At 38.8% G+C, this 25761-nt stretch carries 24 protein-coding genes; 12 read left to right on the forward strand and 12 right to left on the reverse strand.

Annotation, left to right across the window (positions count from 1 at the left end; all coding sequences use genetic code 11):
- Position 1: 1 nt before the first annotated feature.
- Entirely contained in the window at positions 2 to 1459 is a 1458-nt protein-coding gene (locus QL998_RS01155; RefSeq protein ID WP_290191984.1) for a HAMP domain-containing sensor histidine kinase, read from the reverse strand.
- A gap of 330 nt (positions 1460 to 1789) precedes the next feature.
- Between QL998_RS01155 and QL998_RS01160 the strand changes: the two genes are divergently transcribed.
- The 4 genes from QL998_RS01160 to QL998_RS01175 all read left to right on the forward strand — a co-directional run bounded on the left by QL998_RS01160 (position 1790) and on the right by QL998_RS01175 (position 2944).
- Positions 1790 to 2023 carry an EF-hand domain-containing protein gene (locus tag QL998_RS01160; protein WP_002961641.1) on the forward strand — a complete coding sequence of 78 codons (234 nt, stop codon included), beginning with the start codon at positions 1790 to 1792 and terminating at the stop codon, positions 2021 to 2023.
- A 24-nt stretch (positions 2024 to 2047) separates the two neighbouring features.
- The gene (locus tag QL998_RS01165; RefSeq protein WP_024597597.1) at positions 2048 to 2275 is read left to right on the forward strand and encodes a hypothetical protein; all 228 of its coding nucleotides are present in this window, start codon (positions 2048 to 2050) and stop codon (positions 2273 to 2275) included.
- Positions 2276 to 2461: 186 nt separating this feature from the next.
- On the forward strand, positions 2462 to 2698 hold the full coding sequence (locus QL998_RS01170) for a calcium dependent protein (RefSeq protein ID WP_024598658.1): 237 nt from the start codon (positions 2462 to 2464) through the stop codon (positions 2696 to 2698).
- A 9-nt stretch (positions 2699 to 2707) separates the two neighbouring features.
- Positions 2708 to 2944 carry an EF-hand domain-containing protein gene (locus QL998_RS01175; protein WP_290191985.1) on the forward strand — a complete coding sequence of 79 codons (237 nt, stop codon included), beginning with the start codon at positions 2708 to 2710 and terminating at the stop codon, positions 2942 to 2944.
- A gap of 180 nt (positions 2945 to 3124) precedes the next feature.
- On the opposite strand, the gene QL998_RS01180 is transcribed toward QL998_RS01175, so the two are convergent.
- On the reverse strand, positions 3125 to 3454 hold the full coding sequence (locus QL998_RS01180) for an energy transducer TonB (protein WP_290191986.1): 330 nt from the start codon (positions 3452 to 3454) through the stop codon (positions 3125 to 3127).
- A gap of 180 nt (positions 3455 to 3634) precedes the next feature.
- Positions 3635 to 4156 carry an energy transducer TonB gene (locus QL998_RS01185; RefSeq protein WP_290191987.1) on the reverse strand — a complete coding sequence of 174 codons (522 nt, stop codon included), beginning with the start codon at positions 4154 to 4156 and terminating at the stop codon, positions 3635 to 3637.
- Positions 4157 to 4328: 172 nt separating this feature from the next.
- Between QL998_RS01185 and QL998_RS01190 the strand changes: the two genes are divergently transcribed.
- The gene (locus tag QL998_RS01190) at positions 4329 to 6005 is read left to right on the forward strand and encodes an amidohydrolase family protein (RefSeq protein WP_290191988.1); all 1677 of its coding nucleotides are present in this window, start codon (positions 4329 to 4331) and stop codon (positions 6003 to 6005) included.
- A 103-nt stretch (positions 6006 to 6108) separates the two neighbouring features.
- Positions 6109 to 6786: a FlgO family outer membrane protein gene (locus QL998_RS01195; protein WP_024604356.1), complete on the forward strand. Its 678-nt coding sequence runs from the start codon at positions 6109 to 6111 to the stop codon at positions 6784 to 6786.
- Between the two features lie 54 nt (positions 6787 to 6840).
- Here QL998_RS01195 and QL998_RS01200 read toward each other — a convergent pair whose 3' ends face one another.
- The gene (locus tag QL998_RS01200) at positions 6841 to 7680 is read right to left on the reverse strand and encodes an HDOD domain-containing protein (protein WP_024604355.1); all 840 of its coding nucleotides are present in this window, start codon (positions 7678 to 7680) and stop codon (positions 6841 to 6843) included.
- 294 nt (positions 7681 to 7974) lie between these two features.
- Between QL998_RS01200 and QL998_RS01205 the strand changes: the two genes are divergently transcribed.
- Positions 7975 to 9675, forward strand: a complete 1701-nt coding sequence (locus QL998_RS01205; RefSeq protein WP_290191989.1) for a Zn-dependent hydrolase — start codon at positions 7975 to 7977, stop codon at positions 9673 to 9675.
- Positions 9676 to 9922: 247 nt separating this feature from the next.
- Here the strand turns inward: QL998_RS01205 and QL998_RS01210 are convergent, their stop codons facing one another.
- Together QL998_RS01210 and QL998_RS01215 are read right to left on the reverse strand one after the other, a co-directional pair.
- Positions 9923 to 10264 (reverse strand): hypothetical protein, encoded by a 342-nt coding sequence (locus tag QL998_RS01210; protein ID WP_290191990.1) that lies wholly within the window; start codon positions 10262 to 10264, stop codon positions 9923 to 9925.
- A gap of 203 nt (positions 10265 to 10467) precedes the next feature.
- Positions 10468 to 10866 (reverse strand): HIT domain-containing protein, encoded by a 399-nt coding sequence (locus QL998_RS01215; protein ID WP_024604352.1) that lies wholly within the window; start codon positions 10864 to 10866, stop codon positions 10468 to 10470.
- Between the two features lie 111 nt (positions 10867 to 10977).
- Here QL998_RS01215 and QL998_RS01220 point away from each other — a divergent pair, with 111 nt between their 5' ends.
- Together QL998_RS01220 and QL998_RS01225 are read left to right on the forward strand one after the other, a co-directional pair.
- Complete coding sequence (locus QL998_RS01220) at positions 10978 to 13203, forward strand: S9 family peptidase (RefSeq protein ID WP_290191991.1); 2226 nt, start codon at positions 10978 to 10980, stop codon at positions 13201 to 13203.
- 142 nt (positions 13204 to 13345) lie between these two features.
- Positions 13346 to 14983, forward strand: a complete 1638-nt coding sequence (locus tag QL998_RS01225) for a methyl-accepting chemotaxis protein (RefSeq protein WP_290191992.1) — start codon at positions 13346 to 13348, stop codon at positions 14981 to 14983.
- 72 nt (positions 14984 to 15055) lie between these two features.
- On the opposite strand, the gene QL998_RS01230 is transcribed toward QL998_RS01225, so the two are convergent.
- Both QL998_RS01230 and dinB read right to left on the reverse strand, forming a co-directional pair.
- On the reverse strand, positions 15056 to 16576 hold the full coding sequence (locus QL998_RS01230) for a leucyl aminopeptidase family protein (protein WP_290191993.1): 1521 nt from the start codon (positions 16574 to 16576) through the stop codon (positions 15056 to 15058).
- A gap of 129 nt (positions 16577 to 16705) precedes the next feature.
- Positions 16706 to 17758, reverse strand: a complete 1053-nt coding sequence (gene dinB, locus QL998_RS01235; protein ID WP_033011491.1) for a DNA polymerase IV — start codon at positions 17756 to 17758, stop codon at positions 16706 to 16708.
- Between the two features lie 679 nt (positions 17759 to 18437).
- Here dinB and QL998_RS01240 point away from each other — a divergent pair.
- From QL998_RS01240 to QL998_RS01250, 3 genes are all read left to right on the forward strand, one after another.
- On the forward strand, positions 18438 to 18872 hold the full coding sequence (locus tag QL998_RS01240; protein ID WP_010553137.1) for a thioesterase family protein: 435 nt from the start codon (positions 18438 to 18440) through the stop codon (positions 18870 to 18872).
- Positions 18873 to 18881: 9 nt separating this feature from the next.
- Complete coding sequence (locus QL998_RS01245; protein WP_024604348.1) at positions 18882 to 19934, forward strand: aldo/keto reductase; 1053 nt, start codon at positions 18882 to 18884, stop codon at positions 19932 to 19934.
- 116 nt (positions 19935 to 20050) lie between these two features.
- A complete protein-coding gene (locus tag QL998_RS01250; RefSeq protein ID WP_290191994.1) occupies positions 20051 to 20974 on the forward strand; it encodes an ABC transporter substrate-binding protein in 924 nt (307 codons plus the stop codon).
- On the opposite strand, the gene QL998_RS01255 is transcribed toward QL998_RS01250, so the two are convergent.
- The 4 genes from QL998_RS01255 to QL998_RS01270 form a co-directional block, all read right to left on the reverse strand.
- Complete coding sequence (locus QL998_RS01255; RefSeq protein WP_024598670.1) at positions 20925 to 21545, reverse strand: fumarylacetoacetate hydrolase family protein; 621 nt, start codon at positions 21543 to 21545, stop codon at positions 20925 to 20927. The two genes, QL998_RS01250 and QL998_RS01255, sit on opposite strands and share 50 nt — an antisense overlap.
- Before the next feature lie 284 nt (positions 21546 to 21829).
- Positions 21830 to 23797 (reverse strand): response regulator, encoded by a 1968-nt coding sequence (locus QL998_RS01260; protein WP_290191995.1) that lies wholly within the window; start codon positions 23795 to 23797, stop codon positions 21830 to 21832.
- A 10-nt stretch (positions 23798 to 23807) separates the two neighbouring features.
- A complete protein-coding gene (locus tag QL998_RS01265; RefSeq protein ID WP_002958089.1) occupies positions 23808 to 24269 on the reverse strand; it encodes a response regulator in 462 nt (153 codons plus the stop codon).
- Positions 24270 to 25754: a sensor histidine kinase gene (locus QL998_RS01270; protein ID WP_024604346.1), complete on the reverse strand. Its 1485-nt coding sequence runs from the start codon at positions 25752 to 25754 to the stop codon at positions 24270 to 24272. It lies immediately after the preceding gene.
- Positions 25755 to 25761 lie beyond the last annotated feature (7 nt).

The raw sequence follows: 25761 nt of genomic DNA on the forward strand, positions 1-25761 counted from the left end.
GTTAATTAACTCCTAGATTTTTTGTTATGGGAATTTTAATTGAAAACCGGCAACCATGTGGCTCATTATGTTCAACAGTAAGTGTACCTCTTAGCTGTTCAACAGACTCTTTTACAATAGTTAAGCCCAGCCCACTGCCTTGCAGCGTAACATTTTTACTGTGTTTACCTTGATAAAATGCGCTGAAAATTTGAGTTTTTTCTTGCTCTTTAATACCGCAGCCTTTATCAAGTACAACGATACAAAGCTGGTTTTGCTCAAGCGCTAAATTAATAGTAACGCTTTGCTTATCGTCTGAAAATTTTAAGCCATTTGAAATAAGCTGAATTAAAATCATCTCAATAAGCTCACTAGGTAAAGCAAGCGGTTTGTTAGGTAAAGTATTTTGCCACTGCAGAGCTTGCTGACGCGCAGTTAAGCGATGCTCAAAATGGCTATTAATTTTATTAATAAGAAGACTAAATTCAACTTCGCTTAAGCTATCTTTACTGCTGCGAATAGCATTATAGCTCAATAAACTGTCAATCATTGTGCGAAGGCGCACCATAGATTGACTAATGAGCTCAAGCACTGCTTTTTGCTCAGCAGTAATTGGACCTACTATTTCATCAGTTAATAAATCAGTGCCTTCAACCATTGAAGCAAGCGGCGTTTTTAGCTCATGAGTTACATGGCGTAAAAAAGTATCTTTTTGCTGCTCAAGCATATGAAGCTGCTCTTGCACCCATTGGAGCTTTTCTCCTAGCTCAACAAGCTCAGCTGAACCTTTCACAGATATTTTTTGCTGCCAATGCCCCTGCCCAAGCTTATCAATAACCGTAGTTAATCCTTTTAGTCGCCCACTTATACGCCATAAAAAGCCTCCCCCAACAATTAAAGTCAGTGGAATAAGTGCCACCAACCAGTTTATAAATGACGCTTGCAGGCTTGTAAGCTCATTTTGGTTATTGGTAATTTGCGCTTCGTTTTTATCACGTAACCATAAAGTAAGTTCAGCAATTAAATCGCTCACTGGCACAAATAGCTCAGCTTGTTGTTGTTTTTGCTCAACGAGTTTTACATGCGCGGTTTGTAAGGTGGTATATAAGCGTTGCCATTGGTTGATATACTCTTTATTCGTGTTTACAAATTTGAGTTCATCAATGCTTTGTAGGGATGATTGCCATTTATCGACAATAAGCTTATCTAGCGATTCACTTTTTAATACCCAGTTTTGCCTAGTGGCGCGTTCAAGACTGTTGAGTTCTTGCTTTAAAGTGTTAAACGATTTAGTAACTTGGTAGTTGTTACTCACAATACTTTGAGTAACCGCTAATTGCTTATTAAGCGAATTTAAAAATACGATCACCACTATAGAAAGCGGAAGTAGCGAAAGCAGCATACTCATTGCAAATTGCCCAATTAAATTAGGCCGCCAGTTAAGCATTGCTTGGTATTTTTTAGCTATGGTTGCTGGCATTTCGTTTAGTCCTTTTAAGTTAAGCGCTCTATTATTAAGTGCTTACCTTATACACTAGCTGAACCAGCAATTATATTTAATACGATTAACAGCCAGCACTATAAAACAATGTGTCGCCAAATAGAGACAACGTAACTCGTTGATTTTAATAAACTCCCTTTTAACCCCATTAAATAATGTTGCAAAAGGCGCACAAAAATTACAATAAACCCAGTAAAAACTTCTCACTGGCTTAAAGAAAAAATAATAACCAATTGAAAAATATCAATAATTATTATTGGCACCATTTTTGTAACAGGTGTAATAACTTTAATCAATAAGGAAATAATTATGAACAAACGCATTTTAGTAATTTCATCATTACTGGCTTTAGGCTTTTTAGGCGCTAATGCACACGCAATGGACGTTCACGCGACTTTTAACGAACTTGATAAAGACAGTAACGGCACATTAAGTGAAGCCGAAGCAGGTGAAGATGCTGTGTTACACGAGAATTTTTCTCAAATTGATACTAATCAAGATGGGCAATTGTCGCTAGATGAATTCAAAAAATTTATTCAATAAACTCATTTAATAAGGAACGTGATTATGAAACAACTTATAGCCGCTTTTTCATTAATGTTTTTAGCAATTAGTGCCACTGTAATTGCATCGCCAACAAATGTGCGTTTTGCCCACTTAGATAAAGACATGGACGGACAAATATCAATTGCAGAAGCAAAGGAAGATAAGGAAGTAATGAGACAATTTGCCGACTTAGATGAAGACGGTGATGAAAAAGTCTCAAAAAAAGAATTTGAAAGCTTTAAACCTTAATGAGTAATTACTGATTAAGCTTTACTTAAGCTTGTTATAGGTAAACTGGAATTAAAAGCATTTGCCATAATCCCTGAGGGAGTGTGTAAAAGGATTTAATGTTGGGAGTTAAATTACGGCAAGTGCTTTTTCCTTTTCACTTTATTTTAGCCACAAACTTTAATTACATCTTTTGGAAGGAACACCATGAAGATACTTCCCCTTGTTATAAGCATTTTAATGCTATTAAGCTTTGATGCCGCGGCACTTGATGTAAAGCAACGCTTTGATCACTTAGATAGCGACAAAAGTGGCTATTTAACACACGACGAACTTGATCCCCAACCACAACTTTTAAACACCTTTGTAAAATGGGACAAAAACCAAGATAACCAAATTTCGCTAGTCGAATTTAAAAGTTATCTAACTAACAACCTTTACTAAGTGATTTGTATGAAAAGTATTAGCTATATAACGCTGCTGGCGTTTAGTATTTTTAGCGCATTTAGTTTTGCCGCAAGTAACGACATTGCAAAGCAATTTAAAAAGCTAGATAGGGATAAAGACGGTTTTTTATCACGTTCAGAAACCGCTATAGACCCGGCTTTGTGGTCACGATTTTCAAGCTACGACAGTGACAAAGACGGTAAATTAGCATTAAATGAATATGGCTTATATGCAAGTAAGTAGTTTTATAGCTAGGTAAAAAAACACCTAGCTTATTATATTTATATCTATTAATTACGTTCAGGTTTTATTTTTAGAACAATGCGCCAAATACTCTTCATCAGTAGGTTTTGGGCTCACCATAAAGTCCATTTTGAGATAAGTTAGAATAGGTTGCTTACTCGTATTTTCAGTTGTCGCTTTTCAGCGCCATAAACCCACAGCAGCAGCTGCATTATTATCAAACACACCCTCAGGGTAGGATGCAATAACCTTATACCCTTGGGCTTCACCTTGTGAATTAATTAACATAGCAAGCTCAACACAACCTGAAATACTTTTCTTTGCAGCTTCTATCGGATATCGCGGCTCTACTCTTTTAGCAACATCCCAATATTCACCTGCCTTACTTCGCAGTTCAGGACTCGATAAATCAATAAAACTCGGCATTTCATCGTTTACTTGTTGATCAGACGTTGAGCCACAGGCTGTTAGCATCATGCTCAACGGGAGTAATAAATAGAGGGCTTTCACAATATTTCCTTATTCTTGATGCTTATTTAGTTATTTGTAATATCCGTATTAAACTCATACCCATCAGATTTTATAAAGGTTCGATCTAAAACGTTACACACACTTAAAGTAACTTTAGAGTGAGGTAAATAAGTACTTTGTTCAAACCTTATAATCTTTCCCGTTACTTGAAATGTTTCATCAGTAGGAGGTTTTTTTAATTTCACCTGTTACTTGAAATGTTTCGCCAGCCGGACAATTTTTTAAATATTTTTTACCTACTGGTATTGAATCAATCATGAAATCAATTCTGATATGAGTAAGTACAGGTTGTTTAGCTACATTTACGTTAGTAGGTAGCCAGGCCCATGTATTTAAAAATTGCGCTGCGGCTTCATCAAATAACCCCTTAGGGTATGAAGAAATTACTTTATATCCTTGCGCCTTACCCTCAGAATTAATAATAGTCATGAGTTCTACACAACCAGCAAGACCTTTTTTTGCAGCAGCTATTGGATATCGTGGTTCTGTTCTTGTGGAAATATTCCAATAGTCTTTCACCCTGTCGCGCAGCTCAACACTTGATAAATCTATATAATCGCGTATTTCAGTATTTGATACATCAGTATGGTTTAGCTTTTCTACACTATTATCTGCAGTAGGTGTCGATCCACATGCCGCAAGTAATGAAGTTAATGGTAGAAATAAATAAAGGGCTTTCATAGCGTTTCCTTATGCTTTATTGATTGTTTTGCATACTAAACAATCACATTAATTACCTATTTTGTAAACAGTTAATATAAAGAAAAACATTAAAATGAGGTCTATCAATTCATTGGTATTATAAAATCAAGTTTGTTAATGTAAGTAAATTAACAATAAAAATTAAGTAACTATGCCACTCAAAAAAATAATCAAACCACTCATACTAGCCAGCCTTTGCGCTAGTTCTAGTTACACTCTCGCACAAACAAAAGTAATTTATAACGCCAATGGTTATACCCCTTTATACAAAGGTGAAGTACAGCAGTTTTCTACCCTCGTTATTAAAAATGGCAAGGTAGTTAAGCTCGGTAGCGAAACACTTAAAGATAGCTACCCAGATGCTAAGCTAATTGACGCGCACGGTAATACCTTATTACCTGGCTTAATTGATGCTCATGGGCACGTTATTGGCCTAGGAGATAATTTATCGCAACTTGACGTACGCGGTGCAAAATCGGTTGATGAAGTAACGAATAAACTAAAAGTATTTGCCGATAACAAACAAGGTTGGATTATAGGGCGAGGTTGGAACCAAGAGCTTTGGGCTGATACACGCTTTCCTACAGCTAAAGATTTAGACAAAGTTGTTAGCGATCGACCTGTGGTTCTTTCGCGGGTTGATAGTCACGCCATTTGGGTTAATTCAAAAGCGCTCGAACTTGCTGGGATTAACGCCCAAACAAAAGCGCCTGAAGGCGGTGAAATAATTAAAGACGAATTTGGCAATCCTACAGGTATTTTTGTAGATAAAGCAGAATCGCTAATTACCCAGCATATGCCAGCCCCTTCAAAGCAAGATATAAGTGACTCACTAGATGCAGCAGGTAAGCATTTATTAAGTTTAGGCATTACCTCTACTCACGATGCAGGTATTGATAAAGCCACATGGGAGGTTTACAAAGAGCGCGGCGACCTTGGTAATTTACCGCTACGTATTGTGGCAATGTTAAGTGGTGCAAGCCCTGATTTAGGCGCAATGTTAAAGGCAGGCCGATACCACGACAAAAATGACTTTATGGAAATTCGCAGTGTTAAAGTTTACGCCGATGGCGCACTTGGCTCTCGCGGAGCCGCTCTGATTGAAGAATACGCAGACAGACCTGGTCACCATGGTTTAATGCTTGAAACACAAGAAAAACTCGAAGCGCTCTTTACACAAAGCTTTAAAAGCGGCTTTAGCGCAAATACCCACGCAATTGGCGATAAAGCAAATAAAGTAGTACTTGATGCTTATCAAAATGTGTTTAAAAAAACGGGCGGTATATTACTACGTAACCGAATAGAGCACGCACAAATTGTAACGCCTGAGGATATCCCTCGCTTTAAAGCGTTAAAAATAATCCCTTCAATGCAGCCAGTACATGCCACTTCTGATATGCATATGGCAGAGCAACGCTTAACTGAAAAACAATTAAGCGGTGCCTATGCTTGGCAAACATTTTTAAAGCAAGGATCGGTGGTTGCAGCAGGCTCTGATTACCCTGTAGAGCTTGCAAATCCATTTGATGGTTTGTATTCAGCCATTACACGCATGGATCATAACAAACTACCTGAAAACGGCTGGCGCGCAAGTGAAGTACTAAGCCGCGAAGATGCATTACGTGCATTTACTCTCGGTGGCGCTTATTCAGCCCATCAAGAATTTAAGGTGGGTAGTTTAGAAAAAGGTAAATGGGCAGACTTTATTTTACTTGATAAAGACTACTTTAAAGTACCTGTTGACGAGATATACAAGACGAACGTACTACAAACCTGGGTTGCAGGTAAACTTCGCTATAAAAAAGAAGAGATTAAAAAAACACCATAATCAAAAATAAACAAAGTAATTATTAAATTTAGTTAAAGTAATCAAAAAGTGTGTCGATAAAGAGGGGTATTTATAAAATTCCCTTATGTTTCAGGAAGAAAACATGTTATCAAAAAAGATATCTCTTACTTTATCGGCACTTTTTACACTATCACTATCCGCTTGTTCTACTCACCCTGTTTATAATGGACATGCACCACATAACAATATTGGCTATAATAACGCCCATAATCGCTATGCTGAGAATAATCAGCCTCGCGTGAGTAACTGGCAATTTCCTGAAAATAATTACCGCCCAATTAACAGCAGTAAGTTACTAAGTAATTATACAGAGCAATTAGCAATGAAGCTGATTGAAAATATGAATTACATAAATAGTAGTACGCCTATCGCTATCACTTCGTTTGTAAATTTAGACGATAACCTGCAAACCACTAATATTTTTGGTAATCATTTAGCTGAAAGCTTTATTACTGAATTACAAGAGTTTGGTTTGTCTGTTGTTGATTACAAACATACAGGTACAGTGCACGTGACGCCTTTGGGTGATTTTTCGTTTAGCCGAAATGGTAAAGACATTAAAGGCTATCCACATATTGAATACACTTTAACTGGCACACTTACGTACACTAATCGTGGCGTTATTGTTAATGCACGTATTATTGGTGCTAAATCTAAAGTAGTGGTGTCATCAGCTAAAGGCTTTATACCAAGCTTTGTAGTTGAATCGCTATACCCAACTCGTAGAACCGATGGGATAGTATTAGACGCCATTCAATAAAAACAAAAAGGGTTAACGCAAGTTAACCCTTTTTGTTTGTGTAATAAAAAATGTTTAGCTAAACATGTTTTTCACATCAGTTAGCATATCGTTGTATTCATCACTTGTGAATAATTGCATAGATGGTATTACACCTTTATCTATATATGTTTGCAGCGCTGCAGACTTATCAGAAACCTGTAACGTCCCCTCTAAAATAGCGCCTACTCGAATAAAGTCGACGTAACTAACTTTATCAGGTTTGTAACTTGGATCTGCCCAGCTTAGAGCTACATCAACAAACTCTTTAGGAAACTCCCACGCTTGCATGATGGATGAGCCAATTTTTCCACTCAGTTTTTGAATTGCGTGAGCTAAAAAGCTTGGATTAGCAAACACTTCAGGGTGGCGCTCAGCTTCAGTTAAAATTGGTAATACACCAATATTATAAACAAGTGCTGCTAATGTAATTGAATCACGATTTAATGAAGTGTGTTTATTGTTTTTTAAGTAAAACTCCATGAGTGTTATTGAATGGCTAGCAACGGTTAATGTTTTTTGCCAAGCCTTACCCATGTAGCCTTTAATCAGCTCATTGTTTGATACAAATAATTGCTCCATCGCCATAGCCGTTGCAATATTTTTAATTTGGCGCAACCCAATGCGAGTCACCGCTTGTTGTAAATTAGATACTTTTACAGAGCGTCCCATAATTGCACTATTAGCTACTTTTATCATACGAGCTGAAAGCGCTGGATCTTGTGAGATTACATCTGACATTTGCATTAAATTAACATCAGGGTTATCTGCAGCTTGGCGAACCTTAATCGCTACTTCAGGTAGCGTTGGTAAAACCAACGTATCGTTATTTATTCTATCGACTAGAATCGTTAATAAAGCGTTTTCTGTAGACATAAAGCTGCCGTCCTTTTGTGTTCAGCCTGTAAAGTAACTGCGAACTCAGGCAGTTAATTTTTGTATTAGTAATATAATTAGTATTGTCTAACTTACCGATAAAGTTAAGAAAATTATAGAAGTTTATTTTATTTATAATGTTTTACCGCTCATGCTTGCCTTACAACGCCAAATACTTGCTATTTACCATTTAGTTTTGCTTTAATGCACTCACAATAAGGAAGCGTTTGTACGTATTTAGCCTTTTAACTAAAACAGTACAATTATTAAACTTACTTTTTAACAGGCAATATAATGATCTTAAATAAAATTAGCCAAGCAATTATGCTCTCTGGTGTTGTTTTTCTTAGTGCATGTTCTGAACAAGCACCGTCTTCTACCGACAACACAGCCGTAGAGCTTGCTCAAAAAAGCAGTGCACAATCAGGTCCTAAGCTTATTAATGCAGATAAACAACGTTTAGATATTTACACCGACTTTAGCTTGAAAAGTGATTTATCACACTTGAGCGACAACCAAAGAGCGATGGTTGGAAAGCTTATTGATGCCTCAAAAATAATGGACGAATTATTTTGGAAGCAATCTTTTGGTGAGAATAAAGATGCTTTTTTAACAAAGTTAGGTGACGAAAAAGTACGTAAATTTGCCGATATTAACTACGGTCCATGGGATCGTTTAAATGGCGATGAAGCGTTTTTATCTAGCTATAAAGAAAAGCCTCTTGGCGCACAGTTTTACCCTGCAGATATAACCAAAGAAGAGTTAAAAAACGCAGACGTTGAAGACAAAACAGGGCTTTACTCTGTAATTAAGCGTGATGAGCAAGGTAAGCTTTATAGCGTGCCATATTCAAAAGAGTATGCTGCTGAGCTTGCACAAGCCGCTGACCTTTTACGCGAAGCAAGTAAACTTGCTGATGATAAAGAGTTTGCTAATTACCTAAACCTGCGTGCTGACGCTCTACAAAAAGATGACTTCCAAGTTTCTGACTTTGCTTGGATGGACATGAAAAACAACCCCGTAGATGTGGTTATTGGCCCAATTGAAACTTATGAAGACCAATTATTTGGTTACCGTGCTGCTTATGAATCTTACGTACTTATTAAAGATTTAAAATGGAGCGAACGTTTAGCTAAATTTGCAGCATTTTTACCTGAACTTCAAAAAGACTTACCTGTTGATGCCAAGTACAAACAAGAAGTACCAGGCTCTGACGCCGATCTAAATGCCTATGATGTTGTTTACTACGCAGGGCATTCAAACGCTGGCAGCAAAACAATTGCAATTAACTTACCAAACGATGAGCAAGTACAGTTAGAAAAAGGCACACGTCGTCTGCAACTTAAAAATGCGATGCGCGCTAAGTTTGATAAAATTTTAGTGCCAATTTCAGAGCAGTTAATTGTACCTGAGCAGCGTAAACACATTACTTTTGATGCCTTTTTTGCCAATACGATGTTCCATGAAGTCGCTCACGGTTTAGGTATTAAAAATACAATCACTGGTAAAGGAACTGTTCGTCAATCATTACAAGAGCACGCGAGTGCACTTGAAGAAGGTAAAGCCGATATTTTAGGTTTGTACATGGTTGAGCAATTGCTTAAAAAAGGCGAAATTACTGAAGGTACGCTTGAAGATTACTACACGACGTTTATGGCTGGCATATTCCGCTCAGTACGTTTTGGTGCATCAAGTGCGCATGGTCAAGCGAATATGATCCGCTTTAACTTTTTTGCACAAGAAGGCGCGTTTTCTAAAAATGAAGCGGGCTTATATAGTATAAACATGGAAAAAATGAGCACTGCTATTGCAGACCTATCTCGCTTAATTTTAACCTTACAAGGTGATGGCGATTACGAAAAAGTAGATCAACTAATCGCAACGCATGGCGATATTAAAGAAGAACTAGCTAAAGACTTAGAAAAACTAAGTAAAGCAAATATCCCTGTAGATGTAACGTTTAAACAAGGTAAAGAAGTACTAGGTTTAAAATAACCTAGCACGGTGATAATTTAAGGGCGCTGTAGTTTATAATTGCAGCGCTTTTTTATTATTTATCGTTTACCACTTCACGCACTACAGGCTCTAGACTTTTCATACCCCAGCGTTTTCCTTTATCAAGCGCGGCCTCTAAATCAAGACCCTGCACATGTGCAGAAATTGCAATCAACGCTCCAACTCGATTGCTACTTGCACAATGCACTAAAATCGATTCTCCCTCAAACTCATTAAGTAAGTTTGTTTAATTACGCGCATTTTCAACAGTAACATCCTTCGCACCTGCAATAGGTAATGCGTGATAGCTCATCCCTAAAGATCGCACAAACTCACCTTCATCCCACGTTTGTTCACTGAAAGCGCGCAGGTTTATGACATGCCTTACACCCGCTTGTGATAATAACTTGATCTGCTCAGCATTGGGCTGTGCGCCCGAGTAAACATGATTACTATGTTCAACTAAATTTTCTATATCTGTCTTTTTAATAATTTCAGTGTTAACTGCCCGCTCAGCTGCAACAGCAAAGTGCCCACCTGATAATGCGACAATAAATAAACCCGTACAAAGTTGATTGATTAGTTTCATTTTATTCCTTATTGATTAGAGTCTGTTGACCTTCAGTATAAAAATTTTTTCTACCTAGGGCAGCGTATATTTGGCATTTATACTACGTTATCGCCTATTTATGCGAAGCAGACGCACAATATAAGCATAAACTCGGCCTTACCTAAAAACTAAACAGGCTACTAAAAATTTAACCCCGAAAGATAAATAAACCCGAATAGCTATTAAAAATGGGTTTTTAATTTTACTATTTGCTCATCACTATAAGGGACTGCAGGAAATTTACCCCAAATTGGCGCAGGCCAAGCAGCATCACTCGTAAAGCGCGCAATATGATGAATATGTAATTGTGGTACCATATTACCTAAAGCCGCTACGTTTAACTTATCCGGACTAAACACATCCATTAATAACTTACTTAACTTGGCTGACTCTTTTAAATAAACTATTTGATCATCCTCAGATAAATCAATTATTTCTCTTAAGTTAACCTGCCTTGGCACTAATACAAACCACGGATACTGACTATCGTTTAATAAAAGTACTTTACACAGCGGCCAATCGGCAAGTTCTATACAGTCGCGTTTAAGCTCTGGTGCAAGTTCAAATTTAAGGTTCGTCATTGTTATGTCCTACTTTGTCTTTAATAATCGCCACTTTATAGCATTTAGTTGCAGTTGCACACGCTTGGCTTTACCATCAAAGCAATATTTATAATAAGCTAAGGCAACCTTGTGCTAAAAAAAATAAAACACCTCTCACTAGCCCTACCATTAATGGTTGGCGCTATTAGTGTTCAAGCAAAACCTTTATCGTTGGAGCGTATTTTTGACGATCCGAGCCTTTCAGGTAAATCACCTGTACAACTTAAATTTTCGCCTGACGGCAGCCGTGTAACTTACCTGCAAGGTAAAAGCGATGACTACAACCGCTACGATTTATGGGAATATAATTTAAAAGATAACACCAATCGTGTGCTAGTTGATTCGGCAAAATTATTTTCAGGCCCAGAAAACCTATCAGATGAAGAAAAAGCCCGCCGCGAACGCCAACGTATTTTTGGTAAAGGCATACTTGAGTACAAATGGTCGAAAGACGGTAAAGCACTTTTATTCCCACTTAACGGCGACCTTTACTATTACGATTTAGCCTCAGGTAAAAGTAAAAAGCTAACCAATACTGAAACATTTGAAACCGATGCACGCTTTTCACCTAAAGGTAATTATGTATCATTCATTCGTGAACAAAATCTTTATGCTTTAGAGCTTGATTCAGGAAAAGAAATTCAGCTTAGTAAAGATGGCGGTGGCGTAATTAAAAATGGTATGGCTGAGTTTGTTGCTCAAGAAGAGATGAGCCGCATGACGGGTTACTGGTGGTCAGGTGATGAAACTAAAATTGCTTATACCCGCGTTGACGAAACTCCAGTAAAAGAAGCTATCCGTAACGAAATTTACGCTGATGAAGTTAAATTATTTAACCAACGCTACCCGTTTACAGGTACTGATAACGTAAAAATTCAACTCGGTGTGGTTAAGCTAAATGATCAAAAAGTAGATTGGATTGATTTAGGTAAAGATGAAGACATTTATATCGCGCGTGCTAAGTGGCTAAAAGACGGCAATACACTTTCTTACCAATGGCAAAATCGCTCGCAACATAAATTAGAGCTTCGTTTTTATAACAGCGAAACTAAAGTCCAAAAAGTAGCATTAACCGAAAACAGCGAAACGTGGATTAACTTACATTTTGATCTTGAGTTTTTAAAAGACAAAAAACATTTTGTATGGGCATCTGAGCGCGACGGTTTTAAACACTTATATCTGTATCGCACAAACGGTCAACTTGTACGTCAAATCACCTCTGGTGATTGGGCTGTTGATAGCTTAAAAGGTATTGATGAGAAAAAAGGTATTGTTTACTTTGCCGGTCGAAAAGATACACCGCTTGAAAGCCATTTATACAGCGCGCCTTTATTTAAAAAAGGCGACGCCAAACGTATCACCGAAAAAGGTCAGTACCATAATGTTGTGCTAGCAAAAGACAGCAAAACCTTTATCGATAATAGCTCGTCTGATAATAAACCAAACTCAGCAGCGCTTCGTAAAGTAAACGGCGAATTTATTACATGGCTTGAAGAAAATAAGCTTGATAGTAACCATCCGCTTACTCCTTATTTAAGCGACTTAACAAAACCAGAATACGGCACAATTAAAGCCGAAGATGGCCAAGTTATGCATTACCGTTTATTTAAGCCTAGCAACATTACTGATGGCAAAAAGCACCCTGTTATTGTTAACGTATACGGCGGCCCGCATGCTCAACGAGTGACGAATAGCTGGCGCAGTAAAAACTTGTACTTTCAGTACATGGCACAACAAGGTTACGTCATTTTTCAACTAGATAACCGTGGTTCGTACAACCGTGGTAAAAAGTTTGAAGATGCTATTTATAAAAACCTAGGCGTGGTTGAAGTTGCCGATCAAATTAAAGGCGTAGAGTTTTTACGTACACTTGATTACGTAGACCCACAACGCATCGGTGTTTATGGCCACAGCTACGGCGGCTACATGGCGCTTATGACTATGTTTAAAGCAGGCGATTACTTTCAAGCCGGCGTATCGGGTGCTCCTGTAACCGATTGGGCTCTATACGATACGCATTACACAGAACGTTATTTAGGTCACCCTGATACGAATGCTAAAGGGTATGAAGACAGCGCAGTATTTCCATATGCTGATGGCTTAAAAGGCCCATTAATGATTTATCATGGAATGGCTGATGACAACGTGTTGTTTACGCATTCAACTAAATTATTTAAGCAACTACAAGATAACGAAAAACAGTTTGAAATGATGACCTACCCAGGCTCTAAGCACAGCCTACGTGGTAAACAGGTGCAAACACACTTACATCAAACAATTACAAACTTTTTTAATCGTCATTTTGATGTTAAATAATTAAACTATTTTAAAAATAGACAAAGGCTGATTGATAAATCAGCCTTTTTTTTGCATTATTACTCGTCGGACCTAGATTAAACTTTCTTTTTAGCTACGCTTATCCTATGCGCTAAAGCGCACACTTTTTGAGGATAAATGTATGCCTAGTCTACGTAGTTTCAGTATATTCCAACGTTTCTCGCTACTTATAGCAATTGTGGTGTTTGGGCTTATAGCGCTTAGTATAGCCAGCTTAACTCACCAATATAGCTCTCTTAAAAACGAGCAGTACCTTAAAACACAAAATGTAGTAGAAACTGCGTACAGTATAATCGAGCACTTTTATGACCTTGAGCAAAATAATACTCTCACTCAACAACAAGCTCAATCGCAAGCACTTAATGCAATAAGAGCTCTGCGCTACGACAAAACCAATTACTTTTGGATTAACAATTACCAGCCAAAAATGGTTATGCATCCTATAAAACCTGCGCTTGAAGGAAAAGATTTAACCAATAATAAAGACCCTGACGGCAAAGCACTGTTTGTTGATATGGTTAATATAGTTAAACGCTCTGGCGAGGGATTTATTCCTTATAAATGGCCAAAACCAGGTAAAGAAAAACCGGTTGAAAAAATCGCATTTGTTAAAGGTTTTAATCAATGGCAATGGATTATTGGCTCAGGTGTTTATCTTGATTCAATTGACGAAGCATTTAGCGAGCAACGAAACCTTATAGTCGTCAGTGCAACAATTATGATTATTGCTGTTATTTTACTTAGTTACTTTATAGGCAAAAGCATTTTAATACCTACTCGTTTAGCAGCCGATATGATGAAAGACATTTCACAAGGCGAAGGCGATTTAACTCGTACATTAAATGAATCCGGTAACGATGAAATATCTGAACTATCACACTCATTTAATTTATTTGTTTTAAAAATGCGAGAGTCTCTTGTTCATGTATCACAAAGTGCAAACGACGTAAGCGAACATGCGCATACAGTTGATGATTCAAGTAGAACAAGCCACTCGTTTATTGAGCTTCAAAACGACAGCTCAACCCAAGTTGCAGCTGCCATGGAGCAAATGACTCACCAAATACATGATGTAAGCCGTAACGCCGAAGCCGCAGAGCAAGCAGCTAAGGATGCAGCACAAAACGCATCAACGGGTAAAAATGTAGTTGCGCAAACAATTACAGCAATAGAAACACTCTCAAGCAACATAGAAACAGTCAGCCGCGTAACAGAAGATTTAGCCAACGAGAGCCATAATATAGGCTCTGTACTTGATGTAATAAGAAGCATATCGGAGCAAACAAACTTACTGGCATTAAATGCTGCCATTGAGGCTGCTCGCGCAGGAGAGCATGGCCGAGGATTTGCTGTTGTTGCAGATGAAGTAAGAACACTGGCCAGTCGTACAGGGCAAAGTACCGACGAAATTCAAACCATGATCACTAAACTTCAAGAAGGTGCAAAAGCAGCAGTAGAAGCAGTTAAATCAAGCCAAGCACTTTCAGTTTCTACCGTAGATCAGGCGTCATCAGCCAATACTTCACTTAATGAAATAGAACGACTTGTTTCAATTATTACCGAAATGAACAGCCAAATCGCACGCGCCACAGAGCAGCAAACTCAAGCTGCCGACGAGGTTAATTTGCGTATTAATGAGCTATCTCAATCAACTGAGCAATCATTAAATAATACTAAACAGCTTACCGATGCCAGTGATAATCTTAAACAAAGTAGCCAAGAGCTTTCGAGCGTAGTTAATCGTTTTAAATTAGATTAATCGATACCGTTCTCATAAAATGCAAAAAGCCCTGAATTAACAGGGCTTTTTTATTGCATGTAAGTTTTTAGCTTATAAACAGTAACGTGCAAACAAGCTCGTTACTGATGCAGCCGTTGGCTTGCCATGCTGCCAATCACCGCCTTCAACACCGCTTCCTGCAATGTCCATATGCACATAAGGCAAAGGTTGCGCAGAGTCGTTACCGTGCTTATCAAGCCCACCAACAATAGCCATAAACGCCATAGGGAACTGATGTCCACGAGCAGTAACTGCAGATGCCGCATTATTACTAGAGAGTACATCGTCAGCTAGCGTGCGTGGTTTAATAAAGTCGTAATCTTCACGGCGAGAACGCGATACTTCTGCGCCATCGGCCCACAAATCTCCAAGGTCAGCTATTTGACGTGAAACACCTGCGCTACGAGCTGGACCGTTTTCAACATACGCACCGTAAGGACCCATTGCACGTGCCGCGTGACCCGTTAATGTAGCAACAGTAAACAACGTTGGGTTTATTTCGCCTTTAGCTAAATCTTTCATTTCGCTAAGCAGGTCGCCCATTGCTAAGCGCCCTTCTGCATCGGTATTACCAATGCGTACACGGATACCTTCGCGGCTAGTAATAATTTCATCTGGCACAAAACAATCCGAGCCAATAGAGTTACGAACAACAGCCAAGTACGATACTACTTTAACGCCTTTAGGCTGATAATCCGCAACAGCTTTCATAAAGCCCGCAACAGAAGCTGCGCCACCTTTATCACGGCTCATGCCTGCCATATGGCCACCTACTTTTAAATCGGCGCCGCCTGTATCGTATACAAGACCCTTACCTACAAACATAAGTGTACGAGTAATTTCGCCCTCTGGTACATATTCAAGCTTAACAACACGTGGGTGATGGCGCTCAACTGCATACGATGCACGAGCAACAGTGCTTAGCATTGGGTAGTTTTTATCAATAGCTGCAATATCATCAATTACGTCAACTGCAATGTTTGAGCCTTTAAATAAATCAACGCAGTAATCAGCAAAACGTGGTGGAGCCATACGCTCAGGTTCGGTGCCACATAAGTCACGCGCGGCATATTGGCCCGCAGCAATTGCATTAACTGCTTTAATTTTTTGCTCGCTTGCGCCAACTAAACCAATTTGAGTAATAGGTTCAATACTTTCACCGTGATATTCACGCGCTTCTAATGGCTGCCATAAGGCTTGGCAAGCGCCTAAATAAGCAACTTCTAAAGCATGCTGATAACGGCTATCGCCATTTAAATTTGGTAAAAATAATGCAGGGTTAACACTACCCGACGCTTTTGCTTCGTTAATTGCTAATTTAGCAGCATCAAAATAACGGCGTACATCGTCGTAATCTCTATTTATCGGACCCGTTGGCGCAAGTACAACGCGTTTGTTTTCAATCACTAATAAAGTAACTTGTTTACCAATACGAGAATCAACTTTTGCTTGGTCTAAAATAGCATTACGTAATGAGTTATTTGGTAATAGAGAAAAGTCATCACTAATAATAATAAGCGCATCATGAGATGTGCATTCAAGGCTTGCACTAACCGCTTGAGGGTATGCCATAAATAAAGTCCTGTTAGAAAACATAAGCCCCTATTATCGTCGATTTAAATATTGAAGACCAGCAAGGTGAGATCAGCTAATTATACAAGTTGCCAATAAATGGCAACTTGGGGTTACAGGCTTTACAGCTTAATCGAGAATACTCAGTTGAAAGTTTTGCTCTGGCTCGCTTTTAATGCCAACGCCTATGCCAAGTAATCTTACAGGTTGTTGTAGCCCTCGTTGATAGGCCTTAGTAAGGAGTTGAATAAATATTTCTGTGTTTAGCTCGTGGTATGCCTGATCGGCTGAGGTCACTACAAAATTTGCAAACTTCACTTTAACACTCAGCTTATTAATACGGTTTTGTAATTGCTGTTTATTAAGTCTTAAAACTAATTCGTCTAACAATTTTGGCAGCTCATCTAAGCACTCTTGCAAACTTGTTTTGTTGTATTCGTAGGTATGCTCAACACTCAGCGACTTTCTGATGCGATCTGTTGATACTTTACCAACATATTCACCTGCACATTTTTGATAAAGCGACACACCAAAGTTACCCACATGTTGCTGCATCCAGTTAACGCCTTTTTCGCGTACATCCTTGCCGGTATATAAGCCTTTTAAATTTAGCTTTTCGAGCGTTACTTTACCCACCCCCGGGATTTTCCCCAGCGGTAATTGCGCTAAAAAGTCATCGATCTCATGAGGCAAAACGACAAATTGACCATTCGGTTTTTTTTCGTCGCTGGCTATTTTGGCAATAAATTTAATCGGTGCAATGCCTGCTGATGCAGTGAGCCCGGTGGCATTGTAAATATCGGCTCTTATTTGCTGTGCAATAAGTGTGGCACTGCCTTTACAAGCGGTGCTGTCTGTTACATCTAGGTAGGCTTCGTCTAAAGAAAGAGGTTCAACTAAATCTGTGTAGCGGCTAAATACTTCACGTATTTGATTTGAAGCTTCTTTGTATACAGCCATGCGCCCAGGGACAATAACTAAATCGGGGCATAATTGTTTAGCATGATAGTTCGACATAGCCGATCGCACGCCATATTCTCTAGCTATATAGTTAGCGGTTGAGAGCACGCCTCGTCGGCTATTGCCTCCAATAGCAAGCGGTACACATGCAAGTTTTGGATTATCTCGCATTTCTACTGCTGCATAAAAGCAATCCATGTCTATGTGAATAAACTTCTTCATCACCACAACAATAACTGGTTATTTATACAGTCATTATTATAGAATCAAATGTGATAAGCAAGCCTAGGGCCTGTTTATCTTTCGAGGTTAAATTTGCAGCAGTATGTTTGGTATTTAGGCAAGGCAGAGCCTATGTAGTGTGGTTATTCCCCATAAATAGGCGATAACGTAGCACAAATGCCAAACATACGCTGCCCGAAGGGTTCTGCCTAGGGGCAATTTACTCTTTGTTGCTCGGTTTTTACTTAGCCCACTAGGTCACAAACCTCGCGCCGCGATTAAATAGCCCCTAGATTGAACAAATTTTAATCCTGAAAGGTCAACAGGCCCTAGTTAGCGATTAAAAAAAGCGCTTATTACCTTCTTGCTCTTTATAACCGCGCAACCAAAACATAACCTCGAAAAAAAACCCCGCTAACATCAAAATAATAGCGCCTGATTCGTTACCCATTGCGTAACAGGTAAAAGAGGCTATAAAAACCAAACAAGCTAAGGACCAGTTAATTATGTTCTGCATATTTCTACCTCTGTGTGTTTTTGTGTTTGTCTGTGCAATTTAACTGTAGACCTAAAATTAAATAGGTACAATCATCTTATAAAAAAACTTGCCATTAATTACCTTGAGCTCGTAACCCCATGTTGATAATCTAAGTACTTTAAAATTAAGGGCCAATAAATAATGCAAACGTTTAAAGATCAGCACCCTATCCATACTGACATCACCGTAGCGTGGGCTGATATGGATGCACTACAACACGTAAATAATGTAGTGTATTTACGTTACTTTGAAATAGCCCGAATCGACTTCTTAAATAAAATAAATCTGTTCGATACAATAAGCCCTAATGGCGTGGGCCCGGTAATAAGCGAAAATAACATTCGTTATAAACGCCCAGTTACATTCCCAGATACGCTTACAGTCGGTGTTACTATTTCTGATATAAAAACAGACCGATTTGTTATGAATTACACCGTATTTAGTCACGCACAAAACGCTATAACAACAACAGGCACTTCAAAAGTGGTTATGTTTGATTTTGAAACAGGCCAAAAAGCCCTCATTGCAGAGCCTCTTTTATCGGCGTTAGTTAGCTACTCTCAAGACGAGCAATAAGGAATTCTCATGCAATACAGCCCACTTGGCAGCAGTGGTATTAAAGTTTCAAGAGTATGTTTAGGCAGTATGACTTGGGGTAAACAAAATACTCAAAGCGATGCTGATGAACAAATAGCCTACGCGCTAGAGCAAGGCGTAAACTTTATTGATACAGCCGAAATGTATGCAGTACCGCCCTCTCCAGAGACATATGGAAAAACTGAGGAAATTATTGGCGATTGGCTATCGCGTAATCAGCAAAAGCGCAGCGATGTGGTACTTGCTACAAAAATTGCAGGCAATGGATTATCGTGGGTACGTGATGGTGGCAATATTACGCGCCAAACGGTAATAGAAGCCGTAGACGATTCACTTAAGCGCCTTAAAACCGACTACATTGATTTATATCAGCTGCATTGGCCAAACCGCTCTACCCCGCACTTTGGCAGACAATGGCCCGGCACTCTTAAATTTACCGACGTAAATACACAAGAGCAGCAAGCTAGTATGCTTGATATTCTAGAGGGCCTTAATGAATGTGTTAAAGCAGGTAAAATTAAGCACTGCGGTTTATCTGACGATACGCCATGGGGTATAAGCCAGTTTTTAAGTTTGGCCAAAGAGCATAACTTACCGCGTATGGTATCTATTCAAAATGAGTTTAGTTTAGCGCACGCTAAAGACTGGCCGTATTTAATAGAACAATGTGTACACGAAGATATTGCCTACTTACCGTGGTCGCCCTTAGCAGCCGGTTTATTAACGGGTAAATACCTAAACGGTGCTCGCCCAGAAGGATCTCGTTGGACCTTCATGCAGCGCAACGGTATTTTTAGAGATACACCCAATGCAGAGCAAGCCACTAAGCAGTATGTTGAGCTGGCTCATGCAAACAATATTACTCCAGCACAACTAGCACTCGCATGGTGTAACCAAGTAGATGGCGTAACCTCTTCAATTATTGGTGCAACAAGCATAGCCCAATTAAAAGAAGATATTGATGCATTTAACATCACGTTAAGCGACGAAATTCTTAGTGAGATTAACACTATATTTAAAAACTATCCTATGCCTTATTAAGCATGTACCAGTTAAAAGCAGCCTTGAACAAGGCTGCTTTTAACTAAAATATTTGACCCTACTACAACCAACACTATACTTTAATTAAGTTTTCTTAATTCAACGAACACTTATCAATGCTGAGAAACGGATACTATGCATTTTGTCTATTAATTGTATTTAACGCGCATGCTGTTGAACAAAAATTACAGCCTCTAGAAGAAATTATTTGGCTGCAAAGTTACACGCCCCCTTTTCATATAGCTAAAAGCGAAAGTGCACCACAAGGCGGTATTTGCGACAACCTAACCGAGCAACTCATTAGAACAATAACAGGTGTAAAACATACCCGCTTAATTGTCCCTCAGCAGCGTATAAATAAATATTTAAGTGAAGGAAAAAACGTATGCTTCCCGTGTGTTATTTATAAAAAACATAATAACCAACTACTTAACTACTCAAATCCAACAACGGTATATCCTCCATTTTCAATTATCACGACAAAAGAGCTAAAGCCACAATTAGAGAAAAAGCACGGTTCACCTATTCATCTTATTAATTTATTAACTGATCCTCAATACGTATATGGACAAGCCGCTGCACGTAAATTTACAACTGAAATTAATACTATTATCGAAAATACAAAACGAGATAAAGAGTCATCGTTAAGTTGGAGCAGTGAAAACGAAAGTCAGGCTGTTATAGCGCGTTTGAGTCACGGATTTTTAGACTATTCAATTGATTACCCGTTTATGGCCGATTACTTTAATAAGCAAGGCGAATTTACGAATATAGAGAGTGTACCAATAGAAGAAAATGATGTTCAATTTATAAGAGGAGCAATAGGTTGTGCGGCTAACGCCCAAAATAATTTTGCACAGCAAGCGCTTAAAAAAATTAACCGCGCGCTAAAAAACAACGTACTACAATCACCTGAGTACCAACAAAGTCAGCATACTTGGCTTAAAACTACCTTTACCGACTTTGATAAACACTACCAACAGCAAGTCATTAATTTTTACTTACTTTCCACTGATGCTCAAGTAAACACTGATCGTTAGCATAAAGTGCAACAGCAAAAATACTTTTAGCCGTTACCTCACCTACGCCCGAAGGTGTGCCTGTCATTACTACATCACCGTCCTCGAGGCTCATAAATTCATTAATCTCTTGTAAAATCGAGTCAGGATTATGTAGCATAAAATGAGTATCACCTCGCTGAATCACTTCATTATTAATTTTAAGTTCAAACGTAAAGTGTTTCATAGCATCAGTTAGTTCGACAAAGTCACTTAAAATAACAGAGCCATCAAACGCTTTAGCACGCTCCCATGGAAGCCCTTTATTTTTTAATTTACTTTGTACTGTGCGCTTAGTTAAATCTAAGCCCAACCCAACACCTACAAATTTTTTATCTTTAATTACAAAGCATAACTCGGTTTCATAATGCAGCGTATCGCCGTTATGAGCTGCAAGTAACGTATTAGTAATTGCGCTATTTGGTTTGTTAAATAAAACCATTTGATCTGGCGTTTCGTTATTTAGCTCTGCAATATGTGCGGTATAGTTACGGCCAACACACACTACTTTTGATGGTATTAATTCTTCAGATACTAACTTTATTGAATGCATATAAATAATGTCTCAGTTATTGGACCTGTTGACCTTTCAGGATTAAAATTCGTTCAATCTAGAGGCTATTTAATCGCGGCGCGAGGTTTGTAACCTAGTGGGCTAAGTAAAAACCGAGCAACAAAGAGTAAATAGCCCCTGGGCAGAACCCTTCGGGCAGCGCATGTTTGGCATTTGTGCTACGTTATCGCCTATTTATGGGGAATAACCACACTACACAGGCTCTGCCTTGCCTAAATACCAAACATACTGCTGCAAATTTAACCTCGAAAGATAAACAGGCCCTAGCTAATAAGCGTTTCAAGTAAGCTCAAATTAATAGGTTTAAGTAAAACTCGGTCTATATTTAAATCTTTTATTTCTCTAGGATCTGGCTCTGCACCACTTACAATTACCAAGCGAAGCTCTGGATATCGCTCATTAATTTGCTGGCCTAAATCAGTGCCACGTCCATCGGGTAAATGCATATCTAGCAATACTTTATTAAATTGCTGGTCGTGATTAAGTATTTGTAAACATTGCGCGCAACTTGACGCAATCACCGTCTCAACACCTAAACTTTCTAAAAGTAGCTGCGTAATTTGCGCTGCATCGTGATCGTCTTCTACTAGTAAAAAACGTTGTTTTTTCTCGGTTAAGCCATTACTACAATGTATATTTTTAGCTTGCGGTGCATGCTCCGGCGCGACTAAATAATCTTGCAGGCACTGGTATAAAGCAGCGCTATCAACGGGCTTTGGTATTACATCGTTAAAGCCAAGTGCAGCAAGCTCCTCATGTATGCCTTTCATAGTAGCGGCAGTGAGCGCGATTATTGGGCCTTTGTAACCCATTTTTCTAAGCTCTATGGTAGCTTCCTTGCCGCCCATTACAGGCATATGAATATCAATAAAAATAATATCGTAAGGCGCTTTATACGCATCTGCAATACGCACTTTTTCAAGTGCTTGCTGCCCATGTTCGGCGTAATCTACGCGCGCACCACAGGTACTGATCATATGCCCTACTAACATGCGTAAATCACGTAAATCATCAACTACTAATACTCGCCCATGCACTTTGCATGGGGCCGATTTACTTTGTAGTTGTGGAACGCTGCTAAAATTAAGTACTTGTCGTTCTACTTCGCTAATATCACCTGGATACACCGAAATCGTAAATGTAGCACCCTTGCCAATTTCAGAGTGCAAACTAATATTACCGTGCATACGCGCTAACAACTCAGCACATATTGCCAAGCCAAGGCCTGCACCACCTACAGAGCGTGATTCCACATCGGCTATCTGCTCAAATGGCTTAAATATTAGTTCTTGTTTTTCAGGGGCAATGCCCATGCCTGAATCTTTAATGCTAAAAAATAGCATTTCACGATCATCAACCCACTGCGTCCACGCATTAACAACAATTTCGCCTTTATCGGTAAATTTAACCGCATTGTTTATTAAGTTTATTAAAATTTGGCGAACTCTTGTTGCATCCAGTCGTGCAACTAAGGGCAATGGCTGTTGAGATTCAAAACGCAGTGTAAGGCCTTTATCAAGCACCGATACACGCATTAAGGTGTATACATCGGCAAGCATGCTATCAAGGTTAACTTCGCTTAAGGTCAGTTCGAGTTTATCGGCCGCTATTTTAGATAAATCGAGCACGTCGTTTAACAAGCTCAATAAATGTTTACCATTTCGATAAATAACACCCAATTCATTTTCTGCTTGCTGACTAAAATCGCTCTGCATTAATAATTCGGTGTAACCTAAAATAGATGATAGAGGGGTTCTTAATTCATGGCTCAAATGAGCTAAAAAGCGGTCTTTTGAACGATTTTCAGCTTCGGCTTTTAAACGTTCAACTCGCTCGCCTTCAACATCTTTACGAGCAAGTGCATAACGAATAGCACGTGCAAAACGGCTCGAACTCATTTCTGTTTTTATTAAGTAATCTACTGCACCGGCGTCAAGCGCTGCCGAGTCTAACTCATCGTTTGACTGCCCGGTAAGCATAATAATTGGGCCGCTAAAGCCATTCGCAATGGCCTCTTTTAATACATCTAAACCATTAGATGCACCCAAGCGGTAATCAAGCAGGCAAATGTCGTGCTCATTTTTACTAAGCGTTGCAATTGCCTGCTCTGGGGAGCTTATCCATTGAATGTTAAACGTGTGTGAATCCAATTGGTCCAGATAGTCGCAGGTGAGTATATAATCATCTTCATCGTCTTCTACAAGCAGCAACTGAGTCACTTTATCTAACATACAATCTCCATTAATCGTTAAATGTTGTCGGTAGCTCTACAAACTCTACCCAGTATTTTCCTAGCGTTTTCATCAAATCAACCAAACCATCAAACGTCACTGGTTTTGTAATATAAGATGCAGCACCTAAGTTATACCCTTTAACCATATCTTCTTCTTGCTTAGATGTAGTTAAAATAACGACCGGAATTCCCTTTAAATTAGGGTTCCCTTTTATAGCTTCAAGCGCTTCACGGCCATCCATTCTTGGCATATTTAGATCAAGTAATATTAATCCTGGTCGCGGCGACACTGTTTTATCTTCAAACTTACCTTTACGTTCTAAATATTCAAGTAACTCAACGCCGTCTTCTACAAAATGAAGCTCGTTAAGTACACGGCTTTCGGCAAGGGCATCTTGTGTTAACAAACGATCATCTTCATCATCGTCTGCCATTAAAATAGTAATAGGTTTTACTTTTGAATAGGGCATTTAAGCCTCTCCTTGCAATGTGAAAAGCTCAGCTTCCACAGGTAGTTTTATAATGAAGGTTGCACCTTCACCGTCTTTACTTTGGGCTGTAATTGTTCCGCCGTGGCGCTCCACAATACGCCTACATACAGAAAGGCCAATACCTGTGCCTTTATATTGTGAGCGACCGTGCAAACGTTGAAACGGTACAAATATTTTATCGGCATAGTCTTGTGAAAAACCAATACCGTTATCTTCTATAGTAATAACTTGAAAGCTTAAATTAGCATTATGATCCTCGCTAAAAATGTCTTCATGCTGGTAACTGATTTTTATATGTGGACTTACATCTGGGCGTCTAAATTTAACAGCATTCGACAACAAGTTTAAAAACAACTGCTGCATTTGGCTCTTATCAGCCTGAATAACTGGTAAATCCTCTACATCAACTTGTGTATTAGACTCGCCTATGGCAATTTCTAAATCACTGAGTATATCGGTTACAACGTCGTTTAAATTTGTATCATCAAAATCTTTACCGCGGGTGGTAATACGTGAAAACTCTAGTAAGTCGTTTATTAAATTAGACATGCGTTGCGCCGCATTTTTCATGCGTCCAATATAATCAATCCCTTTTTCACCAAGCTCATCTTTAAACATGGTTTCGAGACGGTCACTAAAGGCTTGAATTTTTCTAAGAGGCTCTTGTAAATCATGACTTGCAACAAAAGCAAACTCCTCAAGCTCTCGGTTACTTCGGCTCAGTTCATCAGAATACAACGTTAGCTCTTGTGTACGCTCAGACACTTTAGTTGCTAATGTTTCGTTTTGTTTTTCAAGCTCAAAGCGATACCGTGCCGCATTTCTTAAATTAAGCCGCGTCATTACAAACATACCTATAATAAGTAATATGCTTGTGACTGCTGTAATAGCAAACGTGATTTTAGCTTCATTCTTAATTTGCGCTAACTTTGAAAAATGGCTCACTTTAAAGAGTAATTCACGGTCTTGAATTTCATTAACATACTCTCTAATTTGCTTATAAAGCTCCCTGCCTTTATGTGTATTTAACACATACAATGCACGCCTTTCTCTATCATCAAGTGCCAGGTTTACAGTTTGCTTCAGCTCTTTAATTTTGCTATCGACAAGTACAAGCAACTGAGCAATACGCTCAGCCTGACCGTCAATTTCAGAGTGCAACGACTTAACATGATCTGTCTGCGCCTCAATTTGTCCAATAGCATCGTAGTAAGGCGTTAAATAGTCAGTCTCTTCTGTTAATAAATAGCCACGCTGGCCTGATTCAGCCTGCACTATTGACAAATGTAGTTGCTCAATTGCTGTTGTCAGCATATTAGTGTTGTCTAAACTTTTTTGGGTTTGTGTTAAACCTTGAATCGTATTCAATGCTAAAAATGCGTTACCCACAATAATACTCAACACAACAACTATAAAAGCTGCCCAAGTAATATTCGCTTTCCCTTGATGTTCTTGTTTGCTCATTTAGCTT

Source organism: Pseudoalteromonas sp. APC 3691, from assembly GCF_030408135.1.
In the GTDB taxonomy this organism is placed as follows: Bacteria; Pseudomonadota; Gammaproteobacteria; order Enterobacterales; family Alteromonadaceae; genus Pseudoalteromonas.